The sequence below is a fragment of the Ruegeria sp. HKCCA4812 genome (assembly GCF_013034245.1).
GTDB lineage: Bacteria > Pseudomonadota > Alphaproteobacteria > Rhodobacterales > Rhodobacteraceae > Ruegeria.
The window spans coordinates 362,988-385,591 of record NZ_WQFQ01000004.1 but is presented as its reverse complement, the minus strand read 5'-3'; the positions used below and the strand labels follow the sequence as shown (position 1 = coordinate 385,591).

Sequence of the window (22,604 nt, the reverse complement as noted above, 5' to 3'; positions counted from 1 at the left end):
AATGCCCTAAAAACCGACTATTTCCTAATCTTCCCCTCGTATCGCTCTTTTTGTTCATTAACCAGAATCAGTTTGCCGTTGTTCACGACGTAAAGATTAAACCGAGGGTTTTGATATCCAATGCAACGCATCCCGTTGTCATAGAATTTGTATGAGTTTGCTTTCCATGTTTGGCCATCCCTTTTGTAGGAATAGGTTCCGTCGGAAAAATATGTTTCTGTGTCTTTGCCAGTGTAAACGACTTTGCTTCCCGCAAGGTTGTTTTGGAGCCAGGCTGCATTCACTTTCTGGTCGCCGTCTGAGAAATAGCTTTTCGAAAGTTTTGGAGCCTTGTTAGGGCAGGCTGCGTGCGCTGAGACACCAATGGCCGTCGCGCAAAGCGCGGATAGGAACAGTTTCATTTTTTCTCACTCTTTAATCAAAATGGATCAAAACGATACGTCAGACGCAGTTAAACGCAAGAAAAAACGCCCCTGAAAAATATCAGGGGCGTTTCAAACTCTGCGAAGATTTAGCGCTTAGCCGCGCTCTTCGACGATCTCTACCAGATGCGGGATCTTGCGGATCATGCCGCGGACCGAAGGAGTATCTTCCAGCTCACGGGTTTTGTGCATCTTGTTCAGGCCCAGGCCGATCAGGGTTGCGCGCTGTTCGGCGGGGCGGCGGATCGGGGAACCGATCTGCTTGACGACGATGGTTTTTGCCATGGGTCGCTCTCCTTATGCTTCTGCTTCAGCAGCAGCCGGTGCTTCGTCCCGCTTGGGCAGGATGTCGGCAACCTTTTTGCCACGACGCTGTGCAACCGAACGCGGGCTTTGCTCTTTCTGCAGGCCGTTGATGGTGGCACGGATCATGTTGTACGGGTTCTGCGAGCCCAGCGACTTGGACACAACGTCCTTTACGCCCAGCATTTCGAACACGGCACGCATCGGACCACCGGCGATGATACCGGTACCTTCAGGTGCGGTGCGCATAACCACTTTACCGGCGCCGTGACGGCCCTCGATGTCGTGGTGCAGGGTCCGACCTTCGCGCAGTTGCACGCGGATCATCTGACGCTTGGCTTGTTCGGTCGCCTTGCGGATGGCCTCGGGTACTTCTTTCGCTTTACCCTTGCCAAAGCCCACGCGGCCTTTCTGATCGCCGACAACCACCAGAGCGGCGAAGCCAAAGCGCTTACCACCTTTTACGGTTTTCGACACGCGGTTGATCGCAACCAGACGATCTGCAAATTCCGGTGCTTCCTCACGGTCGCGGCCACGGCCCCGACGGTTTTCACGTTCTGCCATTTGGCATCCCTTTTCTCATGTGGCGCATACGGCGCCGTTTCTTCAATCCAAGTGAGCCCCGACTGTTGCCGAGGCCCCCGGATCATCGGGGCGGATCGAAACCCGCCCGCAGGTCTTAGATCTTCAGACCACCTTCACGCGCAGCGTCGGCCAGAGCCTTCACCTTGCCGTGGAACAGGAAGCCGCCACGATCGAAATAGGCCTCTTCGACGCCTGCCTTTTTGGCGCGCTCGGCGATGGCCGCGCCCACTTTGGTGGCCGCTTCGACGTTGTTCTTGCCCACAACACCCAGATCCTTTTCCAGGGTCGAGGCTGCGGCCAGGGTCACGCCACGTACGTCGTCGATCAGCTGAACAGAGATGTTCTTGTTCGAACGGTGTACGGACAGACGCGGACGACCCGCGTTGACCTTGCGAAGTTTGTTCCGAACGCGCAGGCGGCGCTTCAGAAACAGGGTTCTTTTGCTGTTTGCCATTTTTTGCGTCCTTACTTCTTCTTGCCTTCCTTGCGGAAGATAAACTCGCCCTTATAGCGGATACCCTTGCCCTTATACGGCTCGGGACGGCGCCACTCGCGGATTTTGGCCGCAGTTTCGCCCACCAGCTGCTGGTCGATTCCTTCCACAACGACTTCGGTCTGCTTCGGTGCGGTGATGGTGACACCTTCCGGAGCAACGAAATCAACATCGTGGCTGTAGCCCAGGTTCAGCTTCAGGGTGTTGCCCTGCATCTGAGCGCGGTAACCCACACCCTGGATCTCCAGTTCCTTCTTGAAGCCTTCGGTCACACCGGTCACCAGATTGGCAACCATGGTGCGGCTCATGCCCCATTGCTGGCGAGCACGTTTGGACATGCCGCGGGGGTCGATCTTGACCACGTTGTCTTCAACCGACAGCGTTACGTCGTCGGTGGCGGTGAAGCTGCGGGTGCCTTTCGGACCTTTCACTTCGATGGTCTGACCCGACACAGAGGCGGTAACGCCGCTGGGCAGCTCGACCGGTTTTTTACCAATACGAGACATTGCAGACCTCCTTAGAAGACGGTGCAGAGCACTTCGCCGCCAACATTGTTGGAGCGAGCGTTTGCGTCCGACATCACACCTTTCGGAGTGCTGACAATCGACACACCCAGACCTTGACGGACCTGCGGGATGTCATTGACGCCCATGTATACGCGACGGCCGGGCTTCGAGACCCGCTTCAGTTCGCGAATGACAGGGGTGCCTTCGTAGTACTTCAGGCTGATTTCGATGGCCGGATGACCGTTTTCACCGGTCGTCTTTTCATAGCCACGGATGTAGCCTTCGTCCGCCAGCACGTCCAGAACCCAACCGCGCAGCTTGGAAGCCGGGGTGGAAACGGTGGACTTGCCGCGCATTTGCGCGTTGCGGATACGGGTGAGCATATCGCCGATAGGATCATTCATATCTATGTCTCCCTTACCAGCTCGATTTCACCATGCCGGGGATCTGACCAGCAGAACCCAGCTCGCGCAGCGCGATACGGCTGACCTTCAGCTTACGGTAGTAAGCGTGGGGACGACCTGTCAGCTGACAGCGGTTGTGCAGACGAGTGGCCGAGCTGTTGCGCGGCAGCTTCGCCAGTTTCAGACGCGCCTTGAAGCGCTCTTCCATCGGCTTGCTCTCGTCATTCGCGATTTCTTTCAGCTCAGCACGCTTTGCGGCATATTTGGCCACCAGGCGTTCGCGCTTCTTTTCGCGTTCGATCATTGCTTTTTTAGCCATGTCTCAATCCTCCCGGCGCTTATGCGTTGAACGGCATGTTGAACGCTTTCAACAGTGCCTTTGCTTCAGCGTCGGTTTTCGCTGTGGTGGCAATTACGATATCCATGCCCCAGACCTCGTCGACCTTGTCGAAATCGATTTCCGGGAAAACGATGTGCTCTTTCATGCCCATGGCAAAGTTGCCCTGACCATCGAAAGAAGGTTTTACACCGCGGAAGTCACGCACGCGCGGCAGCGCGATGGTGATCAGACGATCCAGGAATTCGTACATCCGGTCACCACGCAGGGTCACTTTCGCGCCCAGCGGCATGTCCTCACGGACGCGGAAGCCCGCGATCGACTTCTTCGCCTTGGTTGCAACGGCCTTTTGGCCGGCAATCGCAGTCAGATCCTCTACCGCAGCTTTCGCTTTCTTCGAGTCTTTGACGGCCTCGGCACCACAGCCGATGTTCAGAACGATCTTCTCCAGCTTGGGCAGCTGCATGTCGTTCTTGTAACCGAACTCTTCTTTCAGAGCGGCACGGATGGTTTCAACGTACTGAGTTTTCAGACGCGGGGTGTAGGTTGCGTTATCAAGCATCGATCACGTCCCCTGTGGTCTTGGCGAAGCGGACCTTCTTGTCACCTTCCATGCGGAAGCCAACGCGGGTCGCTTTACCGTTCTTGTCCAGCAGTGCCAGGTTCGACAGGTCGATCGGGTTTGCCTGAGGCAGACGACCACCTTGCGAGTTCTGCGACTGGCGGGTGTGACGGATGGCGATGTTGATGCCATCAACAACAGCTTTTCCGGCTTTGGGGTCAACCGAGGAAATAGTGCCCTCTTTGCCCTTGTCCTTGCCGGCCAGCACGACGACCTTGTCGCCTTTGCGGAGTTTAGCAGCCATGATTACAGCACCTCCGGAGCCAGCGAGATGATTTTCATGAAGTTCTTGCCGCGCAGTTCGCGAACAACGGGGCCAAAGATACGGGTACCGATCGGCTCGTTGTTATTGTTCAGGATGACGGCGGCGTTGCGATCGAAACGGATCGCGGTGCCGTCTTCGCGACGGACTTCCTTGGCGGTGCGTACGACGACGGCCTTGCGGACGTCCCCTTTCTTCACGCGGCCGCGTGGGATGGCTTCCTTCACCGAGACGACAATGATGTCGCCGACGGAGGCGTATTTACGCTTGGAACCACCCAGGACCTTGATGCACTGAACTCGGCGAGCGCCGGAGTTGTCAGCGACATCCAGATTGGTCTGCATCTGGATCATGTGGTTTCTCCCGACCTGTGGGGGCTGGTCTTGTTAATTCCCCCAGGGTTTCGACAAATGGAAAGGTCTGGGGGCTTACGCCTCCAGAACCTCCCAACGTTTCGTCTTCGATTTCGGCGCGCATTCGATGATGCGTACGGTGTCGCCGACCTTGAAGGCGTTCTTTTCGTCATGAGCCCGGTATTTCTTGGACTTACGAACGGTTTTGTGCAGCAGCGGGTGCTTGAAACGGCGTTCAACCGAAACAGTCACGGTCTGCTCGTTGGCGTCGCTGGTTACTACTCCGGACAGGATACGCTTGGGCATGGGATTACTCCTCCGATGCCGCGGCAGCGGCCTTTTCGTTCAGAATGGTTTTGACGCGGGCAGCATTGCGGCGGGCCGCTTTGATGCCAGCCGTGTTTTCCAGCTGACCGGTTGCCTGTTGAAAGCGCAGATTAAAGCTTTCTTTCTTCAGGTTGGCCAGTTCCTCGCGGAGCTGGTCCGGGGTCTTTTCACGCAGTTCTTGGGCGTTCATCGCCTTTTTCCTTTGCTCAAAACACCAGAAGGCCCCGTACACGGGTCACCTTGGACCTGGTGGATGAATGATAGACATGCGAATCGCCCGACAACGCCGGGCGACACGCAGGATGCCGCCGTATAAGGGTTTAGGGAGTGGGGGGCAAGGGAAAGTTTGACGCCTTCTTGATGGCGAGGGAATTGGATGCTCTCGGTCGCCGAACGGGTTACCAATCACGAAACTTCCGCGAAGTATTCCTCATCCAAACTCAGGCCAAGGTCTGTATTGCCAACGGGCCGCGTTCGGCGCCCAATAGAGAAGGCCCAAAAGCCTGAAGTTCACAGAGGAGGTAAGAAAATGACCAGCCCTTATTCAGGAGGATGTGAACACGTCAAGATAGTCGCGACGGCAGAACCGATAGACAACCATGAATGCCACTGTGATGTCTGTAAGTCCGTGACCGGACAGCACACAACCCATGTTGCGTTCTTCAACTACGCAGATCTGTCAGCAGACCCCGAAGATAAGATGAACCGTCAACCATTCAACGCCAACAATCCCGATGGCCCTTTAGAGCTTTGCACCTGTTCTGAGTGCGGGGCCGCGCTGATGCTGGATGATAGGCAAAAGCGCATACGCGTGGCTGTACCCAACGTGATGGGGTATGATGACAGCAAGTTTCCTGCAGCGACTTACCACGCGTTTTACGATGACAGCAAAGGGTACCCCAAGCCTGATGACGGACGACCGGTATATGAAGCGTTCCGTCCAGAATTTGCTTGGCCGTCACCTGCCGCCTGACAGGGCTTTCGTTCAATCTGGGCGGAGTGCCAACGGTGTTCTCCGGCATTCAAGATGCCGTTATTCGGTGGGAGCGTTCAGTCCCACCGATAGTTAAAACTGACCGATATCCGCTCTTCCTCGGCCATGTTCATCGGGACCTCGTGGCGCAGCCAGCTTTCCCAAAGCAAGACATCCCCCACCTGCGGTTTCATGTAGATGAATGGCTGCAAATCGCGCCGCCCACCTTTCAGACGCGTCGGCGCAGCCATCATGCGACCTGATCGCGGGTCTTCCAGTTTCAGCGCGCTCGCCCCCTCGGGCATCGCCACATAGGTCGTGCCCGAGATCACGCTGTACGGGTGCAGGTGGCTGGAATGCATGCCACCCTCGGGCAGGATGTTGATCCACAGGTCTTCCAGCTTCAACGCGCCTTCGCCCAGATCGAACTCCAGATCTTTGGCGAAGGCCGCCACGTGCTGATCCAGTACCTTCACCAGTTCGGCGAAGATCGGGAAACGCCAGGGCAGATCGGTCAGCGAGGCATAGCTGGTGTAGCCGGGATAGCCGTTATCCTCACACCATTGCTGCCCGGCCTCGTCATCTTCGGCGATGACAAGGCACGAGTTTTCCAACTCTTCCGCATCGATCCTCGGACCGAACTCGGACAAAGCTGCGCGATAAAGACGGGTTACGAAAAGTGATTCAATCTGTGCCATGCGGTGGGCATAACTTAGTAACAAACAAATTGCGAGAGACTGCGCTGTTTCCGACTTTACAATCGGAATTGACCCGTTCTCAAAACAGGCGGATTATCTCCAATATTTTGGGGAAACTAGTTATGACCAATGAGATAGAAGCGAAAATAGCCGAGTTGAACTACAAGACTGCGCTCGCCAACCAAAATGCGGCGAACAAACAACGAGCCAGTGGATTGATGCAGTACGTTGTCGGAGGTGCAATTACTGCGGCACTAGCTGCATGGGCGAGTTATCAGGCTTCGACATACTCATACAATTCGACGCTGCGGGAGCTTGAATTGAAATATGCTAAGGAAAATCGCGAAATCGATCTGGAACTTGCCAAATTAAGCCTTACGATCCTTGCAGGCGATTACCAAGAAGACGTCGAGAACTCTTTGCCAGCTAGGATGTTCGCGTTAAATGCCTTGGAGCGTGGCACCGGCGTACTGATACCTGATGAAGACAAAAAAACTTGGGCTGAGACGGGCTTAACGCCGGTAGATATGTTCGGCTTCGGAGAAATTCAGCTAGAAAACCAGATTGGAATAGCAAATTCGTCTCTTAAACAACTGATGGTTGACGCGTTAACGAAAAAGACACACGGCTGTATCATCCACAAGGAAAATGAACACTGTGGTGAGCTATTTGAGGCTTCGATTGTCGGAAACATGGCTTGCCTCATGTCGGAAAGAACCGAGAAACTCGTTTGCGGCGAGCTAAGGCAATCTGAATAATAAACCCCCGCCGGTTTCCCGACGGGGGTCAATTTTGTCACGAACGGGGAAACCCCGGATCGCTTACCAGTCTTCGCGAACCACGACGCGGGTCTTGATCGGCAGCTTCATCGCGGCCAGGCGCAGGGCCTCGCGGGCGATGTCGTCATTGACGCCGTCGATCTCGAACATCACGCGGCCGGGCTTGACCTTGCAAACCCAGCGGTCCACCGAACCCTTACCTTTACCCATACGAACTTCGATCGGCTTTGCAGTGACCGGAGTGTCGGGGAAGATACGGATCCAGACACGACCCTGACGTTTCATGTGACGGGTCATGGCACGACGTGCAGCTTCGATCTGACGCGCGGTGACGCGCTCGGGCTGCAAGGCTTTCAGACCGTAGGTGCCAAAGTTCAGATCAGAGCCGCCCTTGGCTTCTCCCTTGATCCGGCCTTTGTGCATCTTGCGGAATTTCGTACGCTTTGGTTGAAGCATATCTTTCCCTCCTTAGCGACGACCGCCACCAGCACCACGAGGTGCAGGGCCGTCCTGGAGTTCCTGTGCTTTACGGTCACGTGCCTGCGGATCGTGCTCCATGATCTCACCTTTGAAGATCCAGACCTTGATCCCGATGATCCCGTAAGGAGTCATCGCTTCGGCATGTGCGTAATCGATGTCGGCACGCAGGGTATGCAGAGGCACGCGGCCTTCGCGATACCATTCGGTCCGTGCGATTTCGGCGCCGCCCAGACGGCCAGCGACGTTCACCCGGATACCCAGGGCGCCCATGCGCATGGCGTTCTGAACCGAGCGCTTCATTGCGCGACGGAACGAAACACGACGTTCCAGCTGCTGAGCGATCGACTCGGCAACCAGCTGCGCGTCAAGCTCGGGCTTGCGCACTTCGACGATGTTCAGGTGCAGTTCGCTGTCGGTCATACCAGCAAGCTTTTTGCGCAGAACTTCGATGTCTGCACCTTTCTTGCCGATAATGACACCCGGACGTGCGGTGTGGATCGTTACGCGGCACTTCTTGTGCGGACGTTCGATGATCACACGTGCAACACCGGCCTGCTTGCACTCTTTCTGAATGAACTCACGGATCTTGATGTCTTCCAGCAGAAGATCACCGTAATCCTTGGTGTCAGCGTACCAGCGGCTGTCCCAGGTGCGGTTGACCTGAAGGCGCATGCCGATCGGATTGACTTTATGTCCCATTAGGCTTGCTCCTCAACTTGACGCACCTTGATGGTGATCTCCGAGAACGGCTTCATGATCTTGCCGAAACGGCCACGGGCACGCGGGCGACCGCGCTTCATGACCAGGTTCTTGCCAACCCAAGCTTCGGCGACGATCAGTTCGTCAACGTCCAGGTTGTGGTTGTTTTCGGCATTCGCGATTGCGGACTGCAGGCACTTCTTGACGTCCTGCGCGACACGCTTGTTCGAGAAAGTCAGGTCGGTCAGAGCCTTCTCGACTTTCTTGCCGCGGATCATTTGCGCAACCAGGTTCAGTTTCTGCGGGCTGGTGCGAAGCATGCGAGTTTTCGCCATTGCTTCGTTTTCAGCCACGCGGCGGGGGTTCTTTTCCTTGCCCATGACTTACTTCCGCTTCGCTTTTTTGTCTGCGGCGTGACCATAGTAGGTACGAGTTGGCGAGTATTCACCGAACTTCTGACCAATCATGTCTTCCGTGACGTTTACCGGGATATGCTTCTGGCCATTGTACACACCAAAGGTCAGACCCACGAATTGGGGCAGAATGGTGGAACGACGCGACCAGATCTTGATGACTTCGTTGCGGCCCGACTCGCGCGCTGCTTCGGCTTTTTTCAGCACATAAGCATCGACGAAAGGACCCTTCCAAACAGAGCGAGACATAGATTAACGTCCCTTCTTCTTGGCGTGCCGCGAGCGGATGATCAGCTTCTGGGACGCTTTGTTCTTGTTGCGGGTACGCTTACCCTTGGTGTCCTTACCCCACGGTGTAACCGGTGTACGGCCACCCGAGGTACGACCTTCACCACCACCGTGCGGGTGATCGATCGGGTTCATTGCAACACCACGAACCGACGGACGAACGCCTTTGTGGCGCATACGACCGGCTTTACCGAGGTTCTGGTTCGAGTTGTCGGGGTTGGACACGGCACCAACGGTGGCCATGCATTCCTGACGGACCATGCGCAGCTCGCCCGAGCTCAGACGGATCTGAGCGTAGCCGCCATCGCGACCAACGAACTGAGCGTAAGTACCGGCCGCACGTGCGATCTGACCGCCTTTGCCAGGCTTCATCTCGATATTGTGGACGATGGTACCAATGGGCATGCCCGAGAACGGCATTGCGTTGCCCGGCTTGATGTCGGCCTTGGCAGATGCCACGACTTTGTCACCAACAGCCAGACGCTGCGGAGCCAGGATATAGGCCTGCTCGCCGTCTTCGTATTTTACCAGTGCGATGAATGCGGTCCGGTTCGGGTCATATTCGATCCGCTCGACGGTTGCCGCGACATCAAATTTGTTCCGTTTGAAGTCAACGATCCGGTAGAGACGCTTTGCGCCACCGCCGCGGCGGCGTGAAGTGATCCGTCCGGTGTTGTTCCGGCCGCCCGATTTGGTCAAACCCTCAGTGAGAGACTTGACCGGACGTCCTTTCCAAAGCTCCGAACGGTCGATCAGCACCAGCCCGCGCTGGCCCGGCGTCGTCGGCTTGTACGACTTGAGTGCCATGCTTTCTGTCTTCCGTTTAGCAAGTGCGAGGGGGTTCCCCGCTATGTGAGAGGCCCCCGTAGGTGCCAAGGGTATAGGGCCCCGAAGGTCCCCGGTTCAAAATATCTAAGGCCCCGGAACGAATCCGAGGCCGCAAGATTGGGTGCATCTAGCAGTGTTGGGGCCGGGTGACAAGAGAGAGTGTCAAACTTCTTCTGTGGCCGTGGAAACCACACGTATTCTTGACGTGGTTTTGCCGCTTGTATCTGCATTTGTCGATTTTGTCAGGTATCTTGCGATGGTTTCAGTCGGCGAAGAAGGCCGCCCCGTTGCGTTCACCCAAAGGTTTTCAGCCCTGAGCGTTGCGAGAGATCGGTTGGAAGGTTATCCCTCTTCGCCTTTTAATCTACGAACACCACGCGAATGAATTTCTTCAAACGAAGAACCCAAAACAACATAAATGCAAGCCAGGCTATCGCGAAGATAATGGTGTTTGTTGCTTTCCAATCGATTCTTTTGGTGATGTCCTTGGGGTCAATCTCATACAAGTAACCGGAAAAAACGACCGTTTCCGGTGTATCGCATTTGGTATATGCCGTCTCGACTGGGGGAAAGCCTTGGTCTTCCGGTGGAATAGGCATTCCGTCCAGAAATATTCCCCTTTCTTCCTCGAACCTTGCGATATTTTCGTTGTTGTCCAGAATGAGCAGCGAGTTTTGAGTGCAATTCGACAGAATGGAATAATCATTCTTGTTGATTTGGTCGTAAGACAGTGCGGTTCCGAGTAGGCTTATTCCTGTAATGAAACCAATCTGAAAAACTGCAAATTTGTTTATGCTTTCTTCTCGCAGGGATCGAAACAGAAGATAACCCATGAACACCGCAATATGAAAAACGATAACAAAATAAAGCACGGTGAATATTTCGAAAAATGGTCTGCTTTCGGACTTGAACAAAATGTAGAGAGAAACGAGCCCGCATATTAGACAGAACGACCGAGAGAACTTTAGCTGATGATCCATGTCGACCATGCTGTCATCGGACACCTCGGTCAGGTTTGTCGTCGTGGCCAAGTGCCCGGATGCTTTGGCGTTGTGCCGTACAACTTCGGGTGGGCGGTACAAAAAGGACAGCACGACCGTACAGGCAATCACGCAGTAAATTGGAATATGGTACATCCATCCATATGGGCTCTCAAACAGGTTGTTCTGAGGTAACAGCAAGCACGTCAGAATTGCGACAGATACCAGCACATAGGGTGATTTGTTTGGCCGCAGATAGTCCAGAAATGGCATCAGGGGTGCAGCAAGTGCGGTGATGGGTTCTGCCATAACAATACTCAAACAAAGGAATTGCAATTAGAGTATCAAATTTGCCTGGCTTTGAGAATAACGGTAAAAAAACAGGCCGCTTGGTATTCCAAGAGCGGCCTGTTCTGGTCATCAATTTATTGCTCTGGGGCGTCTACCGCGCAAACTTTTTGTGCTTCAACCGCTTGGGCTCCAGCGCATCCGGTCCCAAACGGCGCTTTTTGTCCTCTTCGTAGTCCTCGAAGTTGCCCTCGAACCATTCCACGTGGGCATCACCTTCAAAGGCCAGAATATGCGTACAGATCCGGTCGAGGAAGAAACGATCGTGCGAGATCACCACGGCGCAGCCGGCGAAATCGACCAGCGCGTCTTCCAGAGCGCGCAGGGTTTCGACGTCCAGATCGTTGGTCGGTTCGTCGAGCAGCAGGACGTTGCCGCCCTCTTTCAGCAGGCGGGCCATGTGGACGCGGTTACGCTCACCCCCTGACAGCAGTGAAACCTTTTTCTGCTGGTCGCCGCCCTTGAAGTTGAAGGACGAGCAATAGGCGCGGGAATTGACCTGCGCGTCGCCCAGCTGAATGATCTCGGCGCCGCCGGTGATCGCCTCCCACACGGTGTCGTTGTCGTTGAGGTCGTCGCGCGATTGATCGACATAGGACAGCTGCACCGTGTCGCCGTATTCGATGGTGCCGGCGTCGGGCTTTTCATGGCCGGTGAGCATTTTGAACAGGGTCGATTTACCGGCGCCGTTGGGGCCGATCACGCCGACGATGCCACCGGGCGGCAGGCTGAACGAGAGATCCTCGATCAGTTGCTTGTCGCCCATGTGCTTGGCCAGCCCATTGACCTCGATCACCTTGCTGCCAAGGCGCGGGCCGTTGGGGATGACGATCTGGGCGCGGGTCAGCTTTTCGCGTTCGGACTGTTCCGCCAGCTCGTTATAGGCGTTGATCCGGGCCTTGGATTTGGCCTGACGCGCCTTTTGACCCTGACGCATCCATTCCAGTTCGCGCTGAAGCGTCTTCTGCTTGGATTTGTCCTCGCGGGCCTCTTGCTCAAGCCGCTTGGCTTTCTGCTCCAGCCACGAGGAATAGTTGCCCTCGTACGGAATGCCACGGCCGCGGTCCAATTCGAGAATCCAGCCGGTGATGTCATCCAGGAAATAACGGTCGTGGGTGACGATCAGGATGGTGCCTTTGTAGTCGATCAGGTGCTGTTGCAGCCAGGCGATGGTTTCCGCGTCCAGGTGGTTGGTCGGTTCGTCCAAGAGCAGCATGTCGGGCGCTTCCAGCAGCAGCTTGCACAGCGCCACGCGGCGTTTTTCACCGCCCGAAAGATTGGCGATGTCGGCGTCGTCCGGCGGGCAGCGCAGCGCCTCCATCGAGACATCGATCTGGCTGTCCAGATCCCACAGGTTTTCCGCGTCGATCGCGTCCTGCAGGGTGGTCATTTCCTCCATCAGCTCGTCCGAGTAGTTCTCGGCGATCTCCATCGCGATCTCGTTGAAGCGGTCGACCTTGGCCTTTTTCCCGGCCACGCCCAGCATGACGTTTTCGCGAACGGTCAGGGATTCATCCAGTTGCGGTTCCTGCGGCAGATAGCCGACCTTGGCGCCCTCGGCGGCCCATGCCTCGCCGGTGAAGTCGGTGTCGAGACCGGCCATGATCTTCATCAGCGTCGATTTACCGGCGCCGTTGACGCCGACGACACCGATTTTCACGCCGGGCAGAAAACTGAGGTGGATGTTTTCAAAGCACTTCTTGCCACCGGGATAGGTCTTGGAGACACCCTGCATGTGGTAAACATATTGATAGGCGGCCATGTCGCGTCCTCTGGGTCGGGAAATTTGGTTGAAACGCTGGATATCCGAGCGGGACGGGCGGGGCAAGCTGGTGGTATTGTGAATTTCGTCTTTGGGTCGGGCGGCATAGTGTGGGTGCGCTGTAAATGGGGGTGTTATGTTGGAACTGGCCGAATTGATTGCGGGTTGGGCGCAGCCCGGTTGCGTGACTTGGATCGGAGCGCGACCACAGCGCCGGGCCGAGATGGTGTCACTGGAGGAATCCGTGATTGCCGAGGCCGGTCTGATCAGTGACCGCGCCCGCGTTGGCAAGCGGGCGGTGACTCTGATCCAGCAGGAGCATCTGGCGGCGATTGGGTCGTACCTGGGGCAGGGGCCGGTTGCGCCTGTGATCCTTCGGCGCAACCTGGTGGTTTCGGGGATAAATCTGACGGCGCTCAAAGGGCGCGAGGTGCAGGCGGGCGAGGCAATTTTGCGCCTCACCGTGATTTGTGCGCCGTGCAGCCGGATGGAAGAAGCGCTGGGCAAGGGTGGCTATTCCTCCGTGCGTGGGCACGGAGGATGGTGCGCCGAAGTCGTGCGACCCAGGCGGGTTCAGCTGGGTGATGTGGTGCAACCTGTTGATTGACAACGCCTCGCAGTTCTGAACATCAGCAGGGTATGGAGCGGTACGGCATACCCTATGCGCGACCTGGACAGGTCGTCGGTCTGTTCGGCGGGTCGTTTGATCCACCGCATCAGGGCCATGTGCACGTCACGCTTGAGGCAATGAAGGCGTTCGGGCTGGATCGGGTTTGGTGGCTGGTATCGCCGGGCAATCCGTTGAAGGAACGCGGGCCCGCGCCCATGGACAGGCGAATGGCGGCAGCGCGGAATGTGATGCAGCATCCGCGTGTCGAGGTGACGGATATCGAGGCGCTGACAGGTACACGCGCGACTGCGGATACTCTGACAGCGTTGCAGCGATTGTATCCACAGGTGCGATTTGTCTGGCTGATGGGGGCGGACAATCTGGCGCAATTTCACCGTTGGAAAGATTGGCGAGGGATCATGGACAGTGTCCCTGTTGGTGTGGTCGCACGGCCCGGCGACCGGATATCTGCCCGGATGTCCAGGGCGGCGCGGGTCTATGCCAAGTACAGAATCGACGGGCAGGCGCGGCATCTTTTGGGGCGGGCGCAAGCTCCGGCCTGGTGTTTCGTGAATGTGCCGATGGTTGATGTCAGTTCCACGGAAATTCGGACGCGCGGCGAATGGCGCGCGGAAGTGTTGCCGGAATAGCCTTGCCCGACGCATAATCGCAGCGAGTGGTTGCGCGCATTTGATCTGTGGGATTTTATTCCAACTATGGCTGGTCGTTTTTCACGTCGTGTGTTTCTGGGAGGATTGGGGGCGTTTCTGATCCCGGCAGCTGGTCTGGCGCAGGCGCCGCTGGTCTCGCTCAGGCCGCGCGCGCGTGCGGCGCTGTTGAGTGGTGCCGAGCGTTTGGTTGCAGCCGCAGGGTTGACGGGCGAAGTTGTTTTCGCCGTCGCGGATGTGGCGACCGGAAAGCCGCTGGAGGTATTTGGTGAAGGTGCGGGCTTGCCCCCGGCCAGTGTCGGCAAGGCGATGACCGCGCTTTACGCGCTGGACGTTCTGGGGCCCGACCACCGGTTCGAAACCCGTTTGATCGCAGATGGGCCAATTGAAAACGGGATTCTGCGTGGCGATCTGATACTGGCAGGCGGGGGTGACCCGCTGTTGGATACGGATGCGCTGGCCACGATGGCGGCCAACCTGCGCGAAGCCGGAATCACCGAGGTTCGAGGAGCCTTCAAGGTCTATGACGGGGCGCTGCCCTTCGTGTTCAGCATTGATCCCGGTCAGCCGGATCATGTGGGGTACAGCCCGGCGGTAAGCGGGATATCGTTGAATTTCAATCGGGTCCATTTCGAGTGGAAGCGTGCTGGTAAGGGTTACGATGTGACCATGGATGCACGCAGCGCACGATATGTGCCGGCAGTGGATGTGGCAGCCATGCGGGTCGAGAACCGCAGCTTGCCTATCTATACCTATCAGCCAAGTGCGCGGCAGGACCGCTGGACCGTGGCCAAGGGCGCGCTGGGCAATGGCGGGGCGCGCTGGCTGCCTGTGCGCAAACCCGCATTGTACGCGGGTGATGTGTTTCGTACTTTGGCCCGATCCAATGGAATCGTTCTGAATCGGGTGCAGGTGACACGAGAGGCGCCAAAAGGTGTCGACCTTGTGGTGCATCGCAGCGATCCATTGGACAGTATTTTGCGCGGGATGCTGAAATACTCAACCAACCTGACGGCCGAGATGGTCGGGCTGGCCGCAACCAAAGCGCGGGGCGTTGACCCGCGCAACCTGGCGGAGTCGGCGGCCGAGATGAACCGTTGGGCGTCTCAGAGCTTTGGCGTGAACGGGATCGCGATGGTCGATCATTCCGGTCTTGGCGATGCCTCGCGTATGGTGCCGGCGGATCTGGTTGCGGCCCTTGTCGCGGCCCGGAAAATGGGCGCATTGCGCCCATTGATGAAGCCTTTTGCCTTGACGGATCGAAATGGGCGGCCGGTCAAGAACCACCCGATCAAGGTCGATGCCAAGACAGGCACATTGAACTTCGTATCCGGGTTGGGCGGTTTCCTGACAACGGCGGATGGGGTCGATCTGGCCTTTGCCATTTTTACGGCGGACGTGGCCCATCGCGCCAAGATTCCTCGCGCACAACGCGAACGGCCTGAAGGCGCGCGCAGCTGGAACCGCAGGTCGCGGAAACTGCAACGGGCCTTGCTGGAACGTTGGGGCGCACTCTACGGAAGCTGAAACCCGTAGATTGCCCGGATCAGACCGTGTGGCGCGCGCGCGCCCCGCGTTCGATTGCGGCGGCATGCAGACGGTCGATATTCAGCTCGTACCGGATTTCTTCCAGCAGGCGCAGTTCCGTTTCGGCCAGCGCACCGTCGGCAGCCGCAACATCGCACGCCAGCGCATAGGCCGTTTCGTTCAGACGCTCGGGGAGGTTTTCGCGGATCAGGCCAAACAGCGCATCCAAACCGTCTTCCTGTTCGAACAGGTCAAAAACAATCTGTGATACATGACGGGTCCGATCGATGTCATACCCGGCAAAGACCGGCAGCATGTTCACGGCAACCTCGATCTTGACCAGCTCGGCGGTTCGGATGTTTTCGTCAGACGCCGAGACTGCAACCATGATCGCCACAAGGCAATCTTGCGGGGACATCGGGTGGGGCACTTGCTCGGTCATGGGATGGTCCTGATTGGGGTCGTTCGAGGACGCACGATATGAGCGCAGCGGGTCAGGTTCAACACCTTGTTTCATCCATCCCGCGCGATCAGGTATTCATGACCATCATTCCCGAAATCAAAAGCGCGGCCCCCAGCCAGTAGCGCAGCCCAAGTGTTTCGCCGAAGAAGACGTGCGAGGCCAGTGGCACAAGAACGAAACTGAGGGCCATAAAAGGGTAGGCCTGGGACAGAGTCAGATACCTCAAGACATACACCCACAGCACTGTAGCCGAGCCATAGATGGCAAAGGCTGTCAAAAGGAAAGGATCGAACAGCGTCTGGATGAGGTCCGCCAATCCGGTGGCTTCGCGCCCATCAATCCGGTTTCCCGCCAGTTTGAACAGAATTTGCCCGGCCGAGATCATAACTGGTGTGAACAGCAAACCAGCCCAGACCAGTGTCGTTGGGGCGGGCGGAGTCATCCTTGGTGCTCCGGTTCCGGTTTTTCCTCGGGGCGGTCTTCGCAATAGTAGATGTCGCGCCCCAGGTCTTCGCAGACATGGATGTCCGGGCTGGGATACACCGCGCGCAGAAAGCTGTGGGTGTAGGGGAAAAAGTTGAAATGCGGATTGAAGGTGTACCTGCATTCGCGTTCACGCGGAACGACGATAATGACGCGTTTTCGCGCGACACGACGCAGTTCAGCGATCGCTTGCCGGTAGTCCAGAAGATGCTCGATCACATGGGTGCAGATTACGGTGTCAAAGCTGTCGTCTTCAAACGGCAGTTCTTCGATCCGAGCTGCGACATAGTCGATATTGTCGATGGCAGCCGCATCATCGACGACGAAATCCACCCCTGTCAGTTGCGTGATGTCGGGCCGGGCGGCCTTTATGCGTTGCAAAAGAACTCCGGTGCCGCAGCCGATATCGCAGATGCTCTGCCCGACGATATCCGTGGCAATCCGCTTGATGCAGGCTTCGGAATTGTCGGTGCCCTGATGCACGCGCGGATGATCGCGGTAGAGCTTTTCGTATTCGTCATCCGTCAGATAGGTTGCGCGTTCACGGAATTCGGCAAGGCGCGTGATATGGTCGCCCCAAACCCTGCATGCCAGCCAATGAAACGCGGCGCTGTCACGCAGGATAGGCGGCACGATATCTTCGAGTACAAAGCGTATACGGTTGGTGGTTTCGCGTCGCATCCCGTTTCCTCTGGTCCGGGGACCTCCCCCGTGTCGCCTTTGTCTAACACTGCCCGGTGAGCGTGCGAAACAACCGGGTCAAGTTTGCGCCCGCGCCCGTGTCTTTTTTGTTTCGGAGGAACAACCGGCCCACCATTGTAGCCTGAGCAAGGCTGGCCGGTGAAAATGCAGCGCAGATATCCCGGGCAGAGTGTTTGCGGGCCAAGGAACGTTTCCCTACCTGCCCGAGGGCGACTGTTTTTTGGCGCAGTGTGTCGCGAATTGCGCCACTGCTTTATTGACTCATGCTGCACTGGCACAATAGGAGGGGCCGGTCCGGTTGCATGGGGTGACCGCGACACTTTCCCCGATGGAGCACATTGAAATGTCTGAACTGCGTGAAACCGCTATGTCGTCCAAGGCCTGGCCTTTTGAAGAGGCGCGCCGGTTGCTCAAACGCTATCAGAAGGGCGCTCCGGAAAAGGGGTATGTGCTGTTCGAAACCGGTTACGGCCCGTCTGGCTTGCCGCATATCGGAACATTCGGCGAGGTCGCGCGGACTACGATGGTCAAGCGCGCGTTCGAGGCGCTTTCGGACATACCGACCAAGCTGATCTGTTTTTCGGACGATCTGGACGGGATGCGCAAAGTGCCCAGCAATGTGCCCAACCCGGAGGCGCTTGAAGAATATTTGCAGCGCCCGTTGACTTCGGTTCCCGATCCATTTGGCGAATACCCCAGCTTCGGCGAGCACAACAACGCGATGTTGCGCCGGTTCCTCGATACTTTCGGATTCGACTATGAGTTCTATTCTGCACGCGATTTCTATCGGTCAGGCCAGTTCGACGAGATCCTGAAGCGCGCGGTCGACAAGTATGATGACGTGATGGCCATCATGCTCAAAAGCCTGCGGGAAGAGCGCCAACAGACCTATTCGATTTTCCTGCCGATCCATCCGGAAACCGGGCGGGTTCTGTATGTGCCGATGAAGAAAGTGTGTGCAGAGACCTATACCGTCACATTCGATGACGAGGACGGCAAGGAATGGACCGTGCCCGTCACTGGCGGCAACGTGAAATTGCAATGGAAGCCTGATTTTGGGGCGCGCTGGGCGGCGCTGGGCGTCGATTTCGAGATGTACGGCAAGGAACATGCTACCAACGAAAAGATCTATGACGCGATCTGCCGTGCATTGGGCGGCCGTGCGCCCGAGCATTTTTCCTATGAACTGTTCCTGGATGAGAATGGCCAGAAGATCTCGAAATCGTCCGGCAATGGCGTGTCGATCGACGAATGGCTGACCTACGCGCCAACCGAAAGCCTGGCATATTTCATGTATCAAAAGCCCAAGACAGCCAAGCGGATGCATTTCGACGTGATCCCGAAGGCTTATGACGAATATCATCAACAGTTGCGCGCCTATCCGGGGCAGGACCTGAAAGCTCAGCTGAACAATCCGGTCTGGCACATTCATAGTGGCGACGTTCCCGAATCGACCCTGATCGTACCGTTTGCGATGTTGCTGAACCTAGCGTCGGTCTCGGGCGCAGAAGACAAGGAGACGCTGTGGGGCTTTATTCGCCGCTATGCGCCGGAAGCAACGGCTGAAAGCCATCCCGATCTGGATCAGGCTGCGGGCTTTGCGGTTCGCTACTTCAACGATTTCGTCAAACCAACGCGCAAACATCGCGCACCCACGGATCAGGAGCGCGAGGCGCTGGAAGCGCTGAAAGCCGCGCTTGAGGCTTATGATGGCCCGACCGAGGACGAGGAGCTGCAATCAGTGGTCTATTCCATCGGGCGTGAGCGGTTCGACCCCATGCGCGGTTGGTTCACGGCGTTGTACGAAGTGCTTCTGGGTGCATCGCAGGGCCCGCGTTTTGGCGGCTTTATCGCGCTGTACGGTGTGCCTGAAACAATTGCCCTGATCGATAAGGCGCTGGCCGGAGAGCTGGTCTGACTTGACCTGATCCCGTATGGGGCTACTCTTTTTTGCAGGAGGTGGCCCCATGCGTCGATTTTTGCTTGCTGTATCCCTGAGTGTTGGGCTGGGGTCGGGCGCATTTGCGCAAAACGCAGAGATCGAAGCAAACATTTCGGCGCAGATACAGGCCTTCAAGTCGGATGATTTTGCCACGGCCTTCACCTTTGCCAGCCCCAGCATCCAGCGCCTTTTTCAGAACCCCGACAATTTCGGAGCAATGGTACGCAATGGGTATCCGATGGTCTGGCGTCCTTCCGAATTTCGTTTTCTGGAGTTGCGTGAAATTGCAGGAGCCTTGTGGCAGAAGGTGATGATCACCGACGAAAACGGGCGTGTGCACATACTGGACTATCAGATGATCCCTCTGGAGGACAGCTGGAAAGTCAACGGCGTCCAATTGTTGGGCAACGCTGACCCTGCGGCCTGAGGCAACACCACCGTCACGGTGATATGAGCCGTGGTTAACTCTCTTTCGGTATTCAGACTGACGCGTTCGGGGCGGACCTGGACACGGGGTTTGGACGCGTCGCCAGATTGGTGCGGCGCGATTTAGAAAGGGTTTTCAATGAACAAGGCAATCACTGACGGCATCGTCTTCATGCCGCCTCAATTCGCGAATGGCCTGACCGTTTGGTCTGCGGGGGACGGAACGCCCGGCTCGCCCACATATGGCGGATCCGGCACGGGGGTTTTCGTGCCTGCGGATGCCGATTTTGGTGGCTGTCTGGAGATCCTGAAAGTCCAAACCACCCAACAGCTTCGGTATATGGGCCAGACGCCGATTTTGCCCGGTTGCTATTTGCAGATCAAAGCGCGGGTCAAGGCGATCAGCGGCCCTTTGCCGTCGGTGCGCATAGCGGCCTGGGCCGGGGGCGCAGGGGACACGCATGTGGCAGGTGTCGTGGAGCAGGGGCCCGCAACACAGTTGTCGGGCTATGGAAGCGTGCACGAAGTAACGGCGATTGTCGGAACCGGCAAACGCCCCGGCGTGGACATGCCTTGGGGGCTGGCCGCCCTGTATGGCCATTTCGGTCTGGATATTGAGGGCGCGAATGGGGCGCTGGTGCGTGTCGACGACCTGGAGATCACGGATGTCACCGGTGTTTTCCTGCGTGAGATGATCAGTGTTGTGGATGTGCGCGACTTTGGGGCCATCGGCGACGGTGTGACGGATGATTCAGCTGCGTTTGAAGCGACCGATCAGGCGGCGGGTGGCCGTCGGGTTTACGTTCCGCAAGGGACTTATCATCTGGCCGAAAACACCAGTATGACCTCCGAAATGGACTTTGAAGGCACAGTTACCATGCCGGATGACAAGATGCTGTTGCTGACAAAGGATTTCCATCTGCCGGCTTACATTTCGGCTTTCGGAGACGAAGAACTGGCGTTCAAAAAAGCGTTTCAGGCCCTTCTGAACAATTCGGATCATGACTCGCTGGATTTGGGTGGTCGCAAGATTTCCGTCACCGCGCCGATCGACATGGCCGCAGCGGTTCCCAACAAGCAGAGTGGTTTTTCAACCCGCCGCGTGATCCGGAATGGTCAGTTTGACGTCAAAAGCAGTTCGGCTTGGGATACGGAAACGTTCACCTCGACTGCGACCTATGATCCGTCGGACAAAACGCGTCTGACCAATGTCGCGAATGTCGCCAACATTCCCGTCGGGTCCTACGTTGCCGGCAGCGGAGTCGGGCGTGAAATCTATGTACGGTCAAAGAACGTCGGTGCGGGTGAGATCACACTGAGCGCGCCCCTTGTGGGGGCGTCGGGGACCCAGTCCTTTTCGTTCTATTCATTCAAGTACCTGCTGGATTTCAGCGGCTTCAGCACGCTTCGAAAATTCGGCATGGAGCAGATCGAATTTCAATGCAACAGCCGATGCAGCGGAATTCGTTTGGCGGCCGCCGGCAGTACATTTTCGTTGAACGACTGTTTTGTCAGCCGCCCGAAAGACCGGGGGATCACGTCGACCGGAACGGGGTGCAAGGGCATGCTGATCGACAATTGCCAGTTCCTGTCAGCAGAAGAAGCCCTTGTCGTTACGGACCGGTATTCCATTGCGTTGAATACCAATTCAAACGATGTGAAGCTGCGCCACAACCGAGCCGTGCGTTTCAGACATTTCGCTGTTCTGGGCGGTGACAACAACATGATTCTGGGCAACCATGTCTTTCAGGGCGATAGCATCCCGCAAGGTGTGCGTACGGCCGGTTTGATCATGATTGGCACCTACAACAGTTCCACTATCGCCGAGAATTATGTCGACAACTGTTTCATCGAATGGACGAATGAACGCGACCCGTCGCCGACATACACGAGTGGTTTTTCGTTCAGTGCGATGAGCATCACGGACAACATCTTTTATTCTAGTCAGGCCCCGTCCTGGTTTAGTTTCATCGTCATTCGCCCCTATGGGCCCGGGCATTTTCTCAATGGCCTGGTCGTGACCGGCAACAAGTTTCGTGCCACGAGCGGTGGGATCTTTCGAGCGGAACGTGTAGATACAACCTTCGCCGACTTGAACAAAGACAGGCACACGAACGTGACTTTCCAGAACAATACGTATCATGGCGTAACCAGGAAATCCGCAAACCCGTTGAGGGTTCGCTATACGCAGCACTCGGTGTCCAATCTTTGGCCTGTTTCGGCAAACGGGCAGTTGCCTTTCGACGGCAAGGCACGAGGCTGCGATGGGGTTGCGACGATCGGTGTGCTTTCAGGGGTGTTCAACAACCATGTCTTCAGTGCGCCTCATGTTGAGGTCGAACAGGGGGCGACAGGCGACATTTTTCTGTTGCGTTGGCCTGAGCATGTGAAAGGTACGGCCTCGGTTCTGATGCGCATGGAACGTTAAAAGGCTGTCTGGCCACCCCGAAAAGGGTGGCTATTTCACTCTGATCTGACCGTAAATGACTGACCCGGTTTGCACGGTCGGCAGGAAATAGGCTACGTTTCATTTTCATGTGTTAGGCTTGGGACAGAAAGTGGAGAATCCCGATGCTGAAAATCGCCAAAAACGCCAGTGTTCAAACAGTTATCACGACCTTTGAAATGACGCCTGGCACCTGCCAGGACCTTCTGGAAGCTCTGACGGATGCCTATGCCGAGTTCATTTCGAAGCAGCCAGGTTTCGTTTCCGCCGGGCTGCACGTCAATGACGCACAAACCCGAATAGCAAACTATTCGCAATGGGAGCGCCGCGAAGATTTCCTTGCCATGCTGCGCACGCCGGAAATGCGCGATCGCAATCGCAAGATCAACGAACTCTGCAAAAGCTTTGAGCCGGTCATGTATGACGTCGCTGAGACATTCGGCAGTTCCTGACCTGAATCAAAGCCTGCAATTCA

The 22,604-nt window shown here is 56.7% G+C and carries 32 protein-coding genes; 9 read left to right on the top strand and 23 right to left on the bottom strand.

What is annotated here, in order from left to right; all coding sequences use genetic code 11:
- Nucleotides 1–17: 17 nt before the first annotated feature.
- The 12 genes from GOW04_RS14495 to rpmC form a co-directional block, all read right to left on the bottom strand.
- Nucleotides 18–401, bottom strand: a complete 384-nt coding sequence (locus tag GOW04_RS14495) for a hypothetical protein (RefSeq protein WP_171233009.1) — start codon at nucleotides 399–401, stop codon at nucleotides 18–20.
- 117 nt (nucleotides 402–518) lie between these two features.
- Nucleotides 519–707 carry a 50S ribosomal protein L30 gene (gene rpmD / locus GOW04_RS14490; protein ID WP_050605831.1) on the bottom strand — a complete coding sequence of 63 codons (189 nt, stop codon included), beginning with the start codon at nucleotides 705–707 and terminating at the stop codon, nucleotides 519–521.
- Nucleotides 708–719: 12 nt separating this feature from the next.
- A complete protein-coding gene (gene rpsE / locus GOW04_RS14485) occupies nucleotides 720–1,289 on the bottom strand; it encodes a 30S ribosomal protein S5 (protein WP_170419378.1) in 570 nt (189 codons plus the stop codon).
- Nucleotides 1,290–1,404: 115 nt separating this feature from the next.
- A complete protein-coding gene (gene rplR / locus GOW04_RS14480) occupies nucleotides 1,405–1,764 on the bottom strand; it encodes a 50S ribosomal protein L18 (RefSeq protein ID WP_170392895.1) in 360 nt (119 codons plus the stop codon).
- 11 nt (nucleotides 1,765–1,775) lie between these two features.
- Nucleotides 1,776–2,309, bottom strand: coding sequence for a 50S ribosomal protein L6 (gene rplF / locus GOW04_RS14475; RefSeq protein ID WP_171233008.1), 534 nt, complete (start codon nucleotides 2,307–2,309; stop codon nucleotides 1,776–1,778).
- An 11-nt stretch (nucleotides 2,310–2,320) separates the two neighbouring features.
- Complete coding sequence (gene rpsH / locus GOW04_RS14470; protein ID WP_068340741.1) at nucleotides 2,321–2,713, bottom strand: 30S ribosomal protein S8; 393 nt, start codon at nucleotides 2,711–2,713, stop codon at nucleotides 2,321–2,323.
- Nucleotides 2,714–2,726: 13 nt separating this feature from the next.
- The gene (rpsN, locus tag GOW04_RS14465) at nucleotides 2,727–3,032 is read right to left on the bottom strand and encodes a 30S ribosomal protein S14 (protein ID WP_010437098.1); all 306 of its coding nucleotides are present in this window, start codon (nucleotides 3,030–3,032) and stop codon (nucleotides 2,727–2,729) included.
- Nucleotides 3,033–3,051: 19 nt separating this feature from the next.
- Entirely contained in the window at nucleotides 3,052–3,612 is a 561-nt protein-coding gene (gene rplE / locus GOW04_RS14460) for a 50S ribosomal protein L5 (protein WP_152459160.1), read from the bottom strand.
- Nucleotides 3,605–3,916: a 50S ribosomal protein L24 gene (gene rplX, locus GOW04_RS14455; RefSeq protein ID WP_152459159.1), complete on the bottom strand. Its 312-nt coding sequence runs from the start codon at nucleotides 3,914–3,916 to the stop codon at nucleotides 3,605–3,607. Before rplX ends, rplE begins: the two co-directional genes overlap by 8 nt.
- Nucleotides 3,917–3,918: 2 nt before the next feature.
- On the bottom strand, nucleotides 3,919–4,287 hold the full coding sequence (rplN, locus tag GOW04_RS14450; RefSeq protein WP_039523372.1) for a 50S ribosomal protein L14: 369 nt from the start codon (nucleotides 4,285–4,287) through the stop codon (nucleotides 3,919–3,921).
- A gap of 75 nt (nucleotides 4,288–4,362) precedes the next feature.
- Complete coding sequence (gene rpsQ / locus GOW04_RS14445; RefSeq protein ID WP_152459158.1) at nucleotides 4,363–4,593, bottom strand: 30S ribosomal protein S17; 231 nt, start codon at nucleotides 4,591–4,593, stop codon at nucleotides 4,363–4,365.
- Between the two features lie 4 nt (nucleotides 4,594–4,597).
- Nucleotides 4,598–4,804 carry a 50S ribosomal protein L29 gene (gene rpmC / locus GOW04_RS14440; protein ID WP_093965352.1) on the bottom strand — a complete coding sequence of 69 codons (207 nt, stop codon included), beginning with the start codon at nucleotides 4,802–4,804 and terminating at the stop codon, nucleotides 4,598–4,600.
- A gap of 339 nt (nucleotides 4,805–5,143) precedes the next feature.
- On the opposite strand from rpmC, the gene GOW04_RS14435 reads away from it, so the two are divergent.
- Complete coding sequence (locus GOW04_RS14435) at nucleotides 5,144–5,587, top strand: GFA family protein (RefSeq protein ID WP_171233007.1); 444 nt, start codon at nucleotides 5,144–5,146, stop codon at nucleotides 5,585–5,587.
- 77 nt (nucleotides 5,588–5,664) lie between these two features.
- Here the strand turns inward: GOW04_RS14435 and GOW04_RS14430 are convergent, their stop codons facing one another.
- Nucleotides 5,665–6,285, bottom strand: coding sequence for a 2OG-Fe(II) oxygenase family protein (locus GOW04_RS14430; RefSeq protein WP_171233006.1), 621 nt, complete (start codon nucleotides 6,283–6,285; stop codon nucleotides 5,665–5,667).
- Between the two features lie 122 nt (nucleotides 6,286–6,407).
- Between GOW04_RS14430 and GOW04_RS14425 the strand changes: the two genes are divergently transcribed.
- Nucleotides 6,408–7,043 (top strand): hypothetical protein, encoded by a 636-nt coding sequence (locus GOW04_RS14425; RefSeq protein WP_171233005.1) that lies wholly within the window; start codon nucleotides 6,408–6,410, stop codon nucleotides 7,041–7,043.
- Nucleotides 7,044–7,106: 63 nt separating this feature from the next.
- Here GOW04_RS14425 and rplP read toward each other — a convergent pair whose 3' ends face one another.
- The 7 genes from rplP to ettA form a co-directional block, all read right to left on the bottom strand.
- Nucleotides 7,107–7,520: a 50S ribosomal protein L16 gene (gene rplP, locus GOW04_RS14420; protein ID WP_117872242.1), complete on the bottom strand. Its 414-nt coding sequence runs from the start codon at nucleotides 7,518–7,520 to the stop codon at nucleotides 7,107–7,109.
- Nucleotides 7,521–7,532: 12 nt separating this feature from the next.
- Entirely contained in the window at nucleotides 7,533–8,243 is a 711-nt protein-coding gene (rpsC, locus tag GOW04_RS14415) for a 30S ribosomal protein S3 (RefSeq protein WP_117872244.1), read from the bottom strand.
- Nucleotides 8,243–8,623, bottom strand: a complete 381-nt coding sequence (gene rplV / locus GOW04_RS14410) for a 50S ribosomal protein L22 (RefSeq protein ID WP_039538267.1) — start codon at nucleotides 8,621–8,623, stop codon at nucleotides 8,243–8,245. The genes rpsC and rplV overlap by 1 nt, the downstream gene beginning before the upstream one ends.
- A gap of 3 nt (nucleotides 8,624–8,626) precedes the next feature.
- A complete protein-coding gene (gene rpsS, locus GOW04_RS14405) occupies nucleotides 8,627–8,905 on the bottom strand; it encodes a 30S ribosomal protein S19 (RefSeq protein WP_068348022.1) in 279 nt (92 codons plus the stop codon).
- A 3-nt stretch (nucleotides 8,906–8,908) separates the two neighbouring features.
- Nucleotides 8,909–9,751: a 50S ribosomal protein L2 gene (gene rplB, locus GOW04_RS14400; protein WP_008757664.1), complete on the bottom strand. Its 843-nt coding sequence runs from the start codon at nucleotides 9,749–9,751 to the stop codon at nucleotides 8,909–8,911.
- A gap of 380 nt (nucleotides 9,752–10,131) precedes the next feature.
- Nucleotides 10,132–11,061: a hypothetical protein gene (locus GOW04_RS14395; RefSeq protein WP_171233004.1), complete on the bottom strand. Its 930-nt coding sequence runs from the start codon at nucleotides 11,059–11,061 to the stop codon at nucleotides 10,132–10,134.
- A 133-nt stretch (nucleotides 11,062–11,194) separates the two neighbouring features.
- The gene (ettA, locus tag GOW04_RS14390; protein ID WP_171229109.1) at nucleotides 11,195–12,862 is read right to left on the bottom strand and encodes an energy-dependent translational throttle protein EttA; all 1,668 of its coding nucleotides are present in this window, start codon (nucleotides 12,860–12,862) and stop codon (nucleotides 11,195–11,197) included.
- Between the two features lie 136 nt (nucleotides 12,863–12,998).
- On the opposite strand from ettA, the gene GOW04_RS14385 reads away from it, so the two are divergent.
- From GOW04_RS14385 to dacB, 3 genes are all read left to right on the top strand, one after another.
- A complete protein-coding gene (locus GOW04_RS14385; RefSeq protein ID WP_171233003.1) occupies nucleotides 12,999–13,469 on the top strand; it encodes an MOSC domain-containing protein in 471 nt (156 codons plus the stop codon).
- Between the two features lie 32 nt (nucleotides 13,470–13,501).
- Complete coding sequence (locus GOW04_RS14380; protein WP_152459921.1) at nucleotides 13,502–14,122, top strand: nicotinate-nucleotide adenylyltransferase; 621 nt, start codon at nucleotides 13,502–13,504, stop codon at nucleotides 14,120–14,122.
- 66 nt (nucleotides 14,123–14,188) lie between these two features.
- A complete protein-coding gene (gene dacB / locus GOW04_RS14375) occupies nucleotides 14,189–15,667 on the top strand; it encodes a D-alanyl-D-alanine carboxypeptidase/D-alanyl-D-alanine-endopeptidase (RefSeq protein WP_171233002.1) in 1,479 nt (492 codons plus the stop codon).
- Nucleotides 15,668–15,686: 19 nt separating this feature from the next.
- Here dacB and GOW04_RS14370 read toward each other — a convergent pair whose 3' ends face one another.
- The 3 genes from GOW04_RS14370 to GOW04_RS14360 all read right to left on the bottom strand — a co-directional run bounded on the left by GOW04_RS14370 (nucleotide 15,687) and on the right by GOW04_RS14360 (nucleotide 17,294).
- Complete coding sequence (locus GOW04_RS14370) at nucleotides 15,687–16,109, bottom strand: tellurite resistance TerB family protein (protein WP_171233030.1); 423 nt, start codon at nucleotides 16,107–16,109, stop codon at nucleotides 15,687–15,689.
- Between the two features lie 88 nt (nucleotides 16,110–16,197).
- Nucleotides 16,198–16,572, bottom strand: coding sequence for an EamA family transporter (locus GOW04_RS14365; RefSeq protein WP_217356928.1), 375 nt, complete (start codon nucleotides 16,570–16,572; stop codon nucleotides 16,198–16,200).
- Nucleotides 16,569–17,294, bottom strand: coding sequence for a bifunctional 2-polyprenyl-6-hydroxyphenol methylase/3-demethylubiquinol 3-O-methyltransferase UbiG (locus GOW04_RS14360; RefSeq protein ID WP_171233001.1), 726 nt, complete (start codon nucleotides 17,292–17,294; stop codon nucleotides 16,569–16,571). Before GOW04_RS14360 ends, GOW04_RS14365 begins: the two co-directional genes overlap by 4 nt.
- Before the next feature lie 364 nt (nucleotides 17,295–17,658).
- Here GOW04_RS14360 and GOW04_RS14355 point away from each other — a divergent pair, with 364 nt between their 5' ends.
- The 4 genes from GOW04_RS14355 (at nucleotide 17,659) to GOW04_RS14340 (ending at nucleotide 22,581) form a co-directional block, all read left to right on the top strand.
- A complete protein-coding gene (locus tag GOW04_RS14355; protein WP_171233028.1) occupies nucleotides 17,659–19,233 on the top strand; it encodes a lysine--tRNA ligase in 1,575 nt (524 codons plus the stop codon).
- Nucleotides 19,234–19,282: 49 nt separating this feature from the next.
- Nucleotides 19,283–19,684 (top strand): DUF4864 domain-containing protein, encoded by a 402-nt coding sequence (locus GOW04_RS14350; protein WP_171233000.1) that lies wholly within the window; start codon nucleotides 19,283–19,285, stop codon nucleotides 19,682–19,684.
- A 138-nt stretch (nucleotides 19,685–19,822) separates the two neighbouring features.
- Complete coding sequence (locus GOW04_RS14345; RefSeq protein ID WP_171232999.1) at nucleotides 19,823–22,111, top strand: glycosyl hydrolase family 28-related protein; 2,289 nt, start codon at nucleotides 19,823–19,825, stop codon at nucleotides 22,109–22,111.
- A 143-nt stretch (nucleotides 22,112–22,254) separates the two neighbouring features.
- Entirely contained in the window at nucleotides 22,255–22,581 is a 327-nt protein-coding gene (locus GOW04_RS14340) for an antibiotic biosynthesis monooxygenase (RefSeq protein WP_152459145.1), read from the top strand.
- Nucleotides 22,582–22,604: the final 23 nt, after the last annotated feature.

Bases quoted from the DNA above. Each gene is read 5' to 3' on its own strand.
- GOW04_RS14495 (WP_171233009.1), bottom strand. From the start codon at position 401: ATGAAACTGTTCCTATCCGCGCTTTGCGCGACGGCCATTGGTGTCTCA.
- rpmD (WP_050605831.1), bottom strand. From the start codon at position 707: ATGGCAAAAACCATCGTCGTCAAGCAGATCGGTTCCCCGATCCGCCGC.
- rpsE (WP_170419378.1), bottom strand. From the start codon at position 1,289: ATGGCAGAACGTGAAAACCGTCGGGGCCGTGGCCGCGACCGTGAGGAA.
- rplR (WP_170392895.1), bottom strand. From the start codon at position 1,764: ATGGCAAACAGCAAAAGAACCCTGTTTCTGAAGCGCCGCCTGCGCGTT.
- rplF (WP_171233008.1), bottom strand. From the start codon at position 2,309: ATGTCTCGTATTGGTAAAAAACCGGTCGAGCTGCCCAGCGGCGTTACC.
- rpsH (WP_068340741.1), bottom strand. From the start codon at position 2,713: ATGAATGATCCTATCGGCGATATGCTCACCCGTATCCGCAACGCGCAA.
- rpsN (WP_010437098.1), bottom strand. From the start codon at position 3,032: ATGGCTAAAAAAGCAATGATCGAACGCGAAAAGAAGCGCGAACGCCTG.
- rplE (WP_152459160.1), bottom strand. From the start codon at position 3,612: ATGCTTGATAACGCAACCTACACCCCGCGTCTGAAAACTCAGTACGTT.
- rplX (WP_152459159.1), bottom strand. From the start codon at position 3,916: ATGGCTGCTAAACTCCGCAAAGGCGACAAGGTCGTCGTGCTGGCCGGC.
- rplN (WP_039523372.1), bottom strand. From the start codon at position 4,287: ATGATCCAGATGCAGACCAATCTGGATGTCGCTGACAACTCCGGCGCT.
- rpsQ (WP_152459158.1), bottom strand. From the start codon at position 4,593: ATGCCCAAGCGTATCCTGTCCGGAGTAGTAACCAGCGACGCCAACGAG.
- rpmC (WP_093965352.1), bottom strand. From the start codon at position 4,804: ATGAACGCCCAAGAACTGCGTGAAAAGACCCCGGACCAGCTCCGCGAG.
- GOW04_RS14435 (WP_171233007.1), top strand. From the start codon at position 5,144: ATGACCAGCCCTTATTCAGGAGGATGTGAACACGTCAAGATAGTCGCG.
- GOW04_RS14430 (WP_171233006.1), bottom strand. From the start codon at position 6,285: ATGGCACAGATTGAATCACTTTTCGTAACCCGTCTTTATCGCGCAGCT.
- GOW04_RS14425 (WP_171233005.1), top strand. From the start codon at position 6,408: ATGACCAATGAGATAGAAGCGAAAATAGCCGAGTTGAACTACAAGACT.
- rplP (WP_117872242.1), bottom strand. From the start codon at position 7,520: ATGCTTCAACCAAAGCGTACGAAATTCCGCAAGATGCACAAAGGCCGG.
- rpsC (WP_117872244.1), bottom strand. From the start codon at position 8,243: ATGGGACATAAAGTCAATCCGATCGGCATGCGCCTTCAGGTCAACCGC.
- rplV (WP_039538267.1), bottom strand. From the start codon at position 8,623: ATGGGCAAGGAAAAGAACCCCCGCCGCGTGGCTGAAAACGAAGCAATG.
- rpsS (WP_068348022.1), bottom strand. From the start codon at position 8,905: ATGTCTCGCTCTGTTTGGAAGGGTCCTTTCGTCGATGCTTATGTGCTG.
- rplB (WP_008757664.1), bottom strand. From the start codon at position 9,751: ATGGCACTCAAGTCGTACAAGCCGACGACGCCGGGCCAGCGCGGGCTG.
- GOW04_RS14395 (WP_171233004.1), bottom strand. From the start codon at position 11,061: ATGGCAGAACCCATCACCGCACTTGCTGCACCCCTGATGCCATTTCTG.
- ettA (WP_171229109.1), bottom strand. From the start codon at position 12,862: ATGGCCGCCTATCAATATGTTTACCACATGCAGGGTGTCTCCAAGACC.
- GOW04_RS14385 (WP_171233003.1), top strand. From the start codon at position 12,999: ATGTTGGAACTGGCCGAATTGATTGCGGGTTGGGCGCAGCCCGGTTGC.
- GOW04_RS14380 (WP_152459921.1), top strand. From the start codon at position 13,502: ATGGAGCGGTACGGCATACCCTATGCGCGACCTGGACAGGTCGTCGGT.
- dacB (WP_171233002.1), top strand. From the start codon at position 14,189: ATGGCTGGTCGTTTTTCACGTCGTGTGTTTCTGGGAGGATTGGGGGCG.
- GOW04_RS14370 (WP_171233030.1), bottom strand. From the start codon at position 16,109: ATGACCGAGCAAGTGCCCCACCCGATGTCCCCGCAAGATTGCCTTGTG.
- GOW04_RS14365 (WP_217356928.1), bottom strand. From the start codon at position 16,572: ATGACTCCGCCCGCCCCAACGACACTGGTCTGGGCTGGTTTGCTGTTC.
- GOW04_RS14360 (WP_171233001.1), bottom strand. From the start codon at position 17,294: ATGCGACGCGAAACCACCAACCGTATACGCTTTGTACTCGAAGATATC.
- GOW04_RS14355 (WP_171233028.1), top strand. From the start codon at position 17,659: ATGTCTGAACTGCGTGAAACCGCTATGTCGTCCAAGGCCTGGCCTTTT.
- GOW04_RS14350 (WP_171233000.1), top strand. From the start codon at position 19,283: ATGCGTCGATTTTTGCTTGCTGTATCCCTGAGTGTTGGGCTGGGGTCG.
- GOW04_RS14345 (WP_171232999.1), top strand. From the start codon at position 19,823: ATGAACAAGGCAATCACTGACGGCATCGTCTTCATGCCGCCTCAATTC.
- GOW04_RS14340 (WP_152459145.1), top strand. From the start codon at position 22,255: ATGCTGAAAATCGCCAAAAACGCCAGTGTTCAAACAGTTATCACGACC.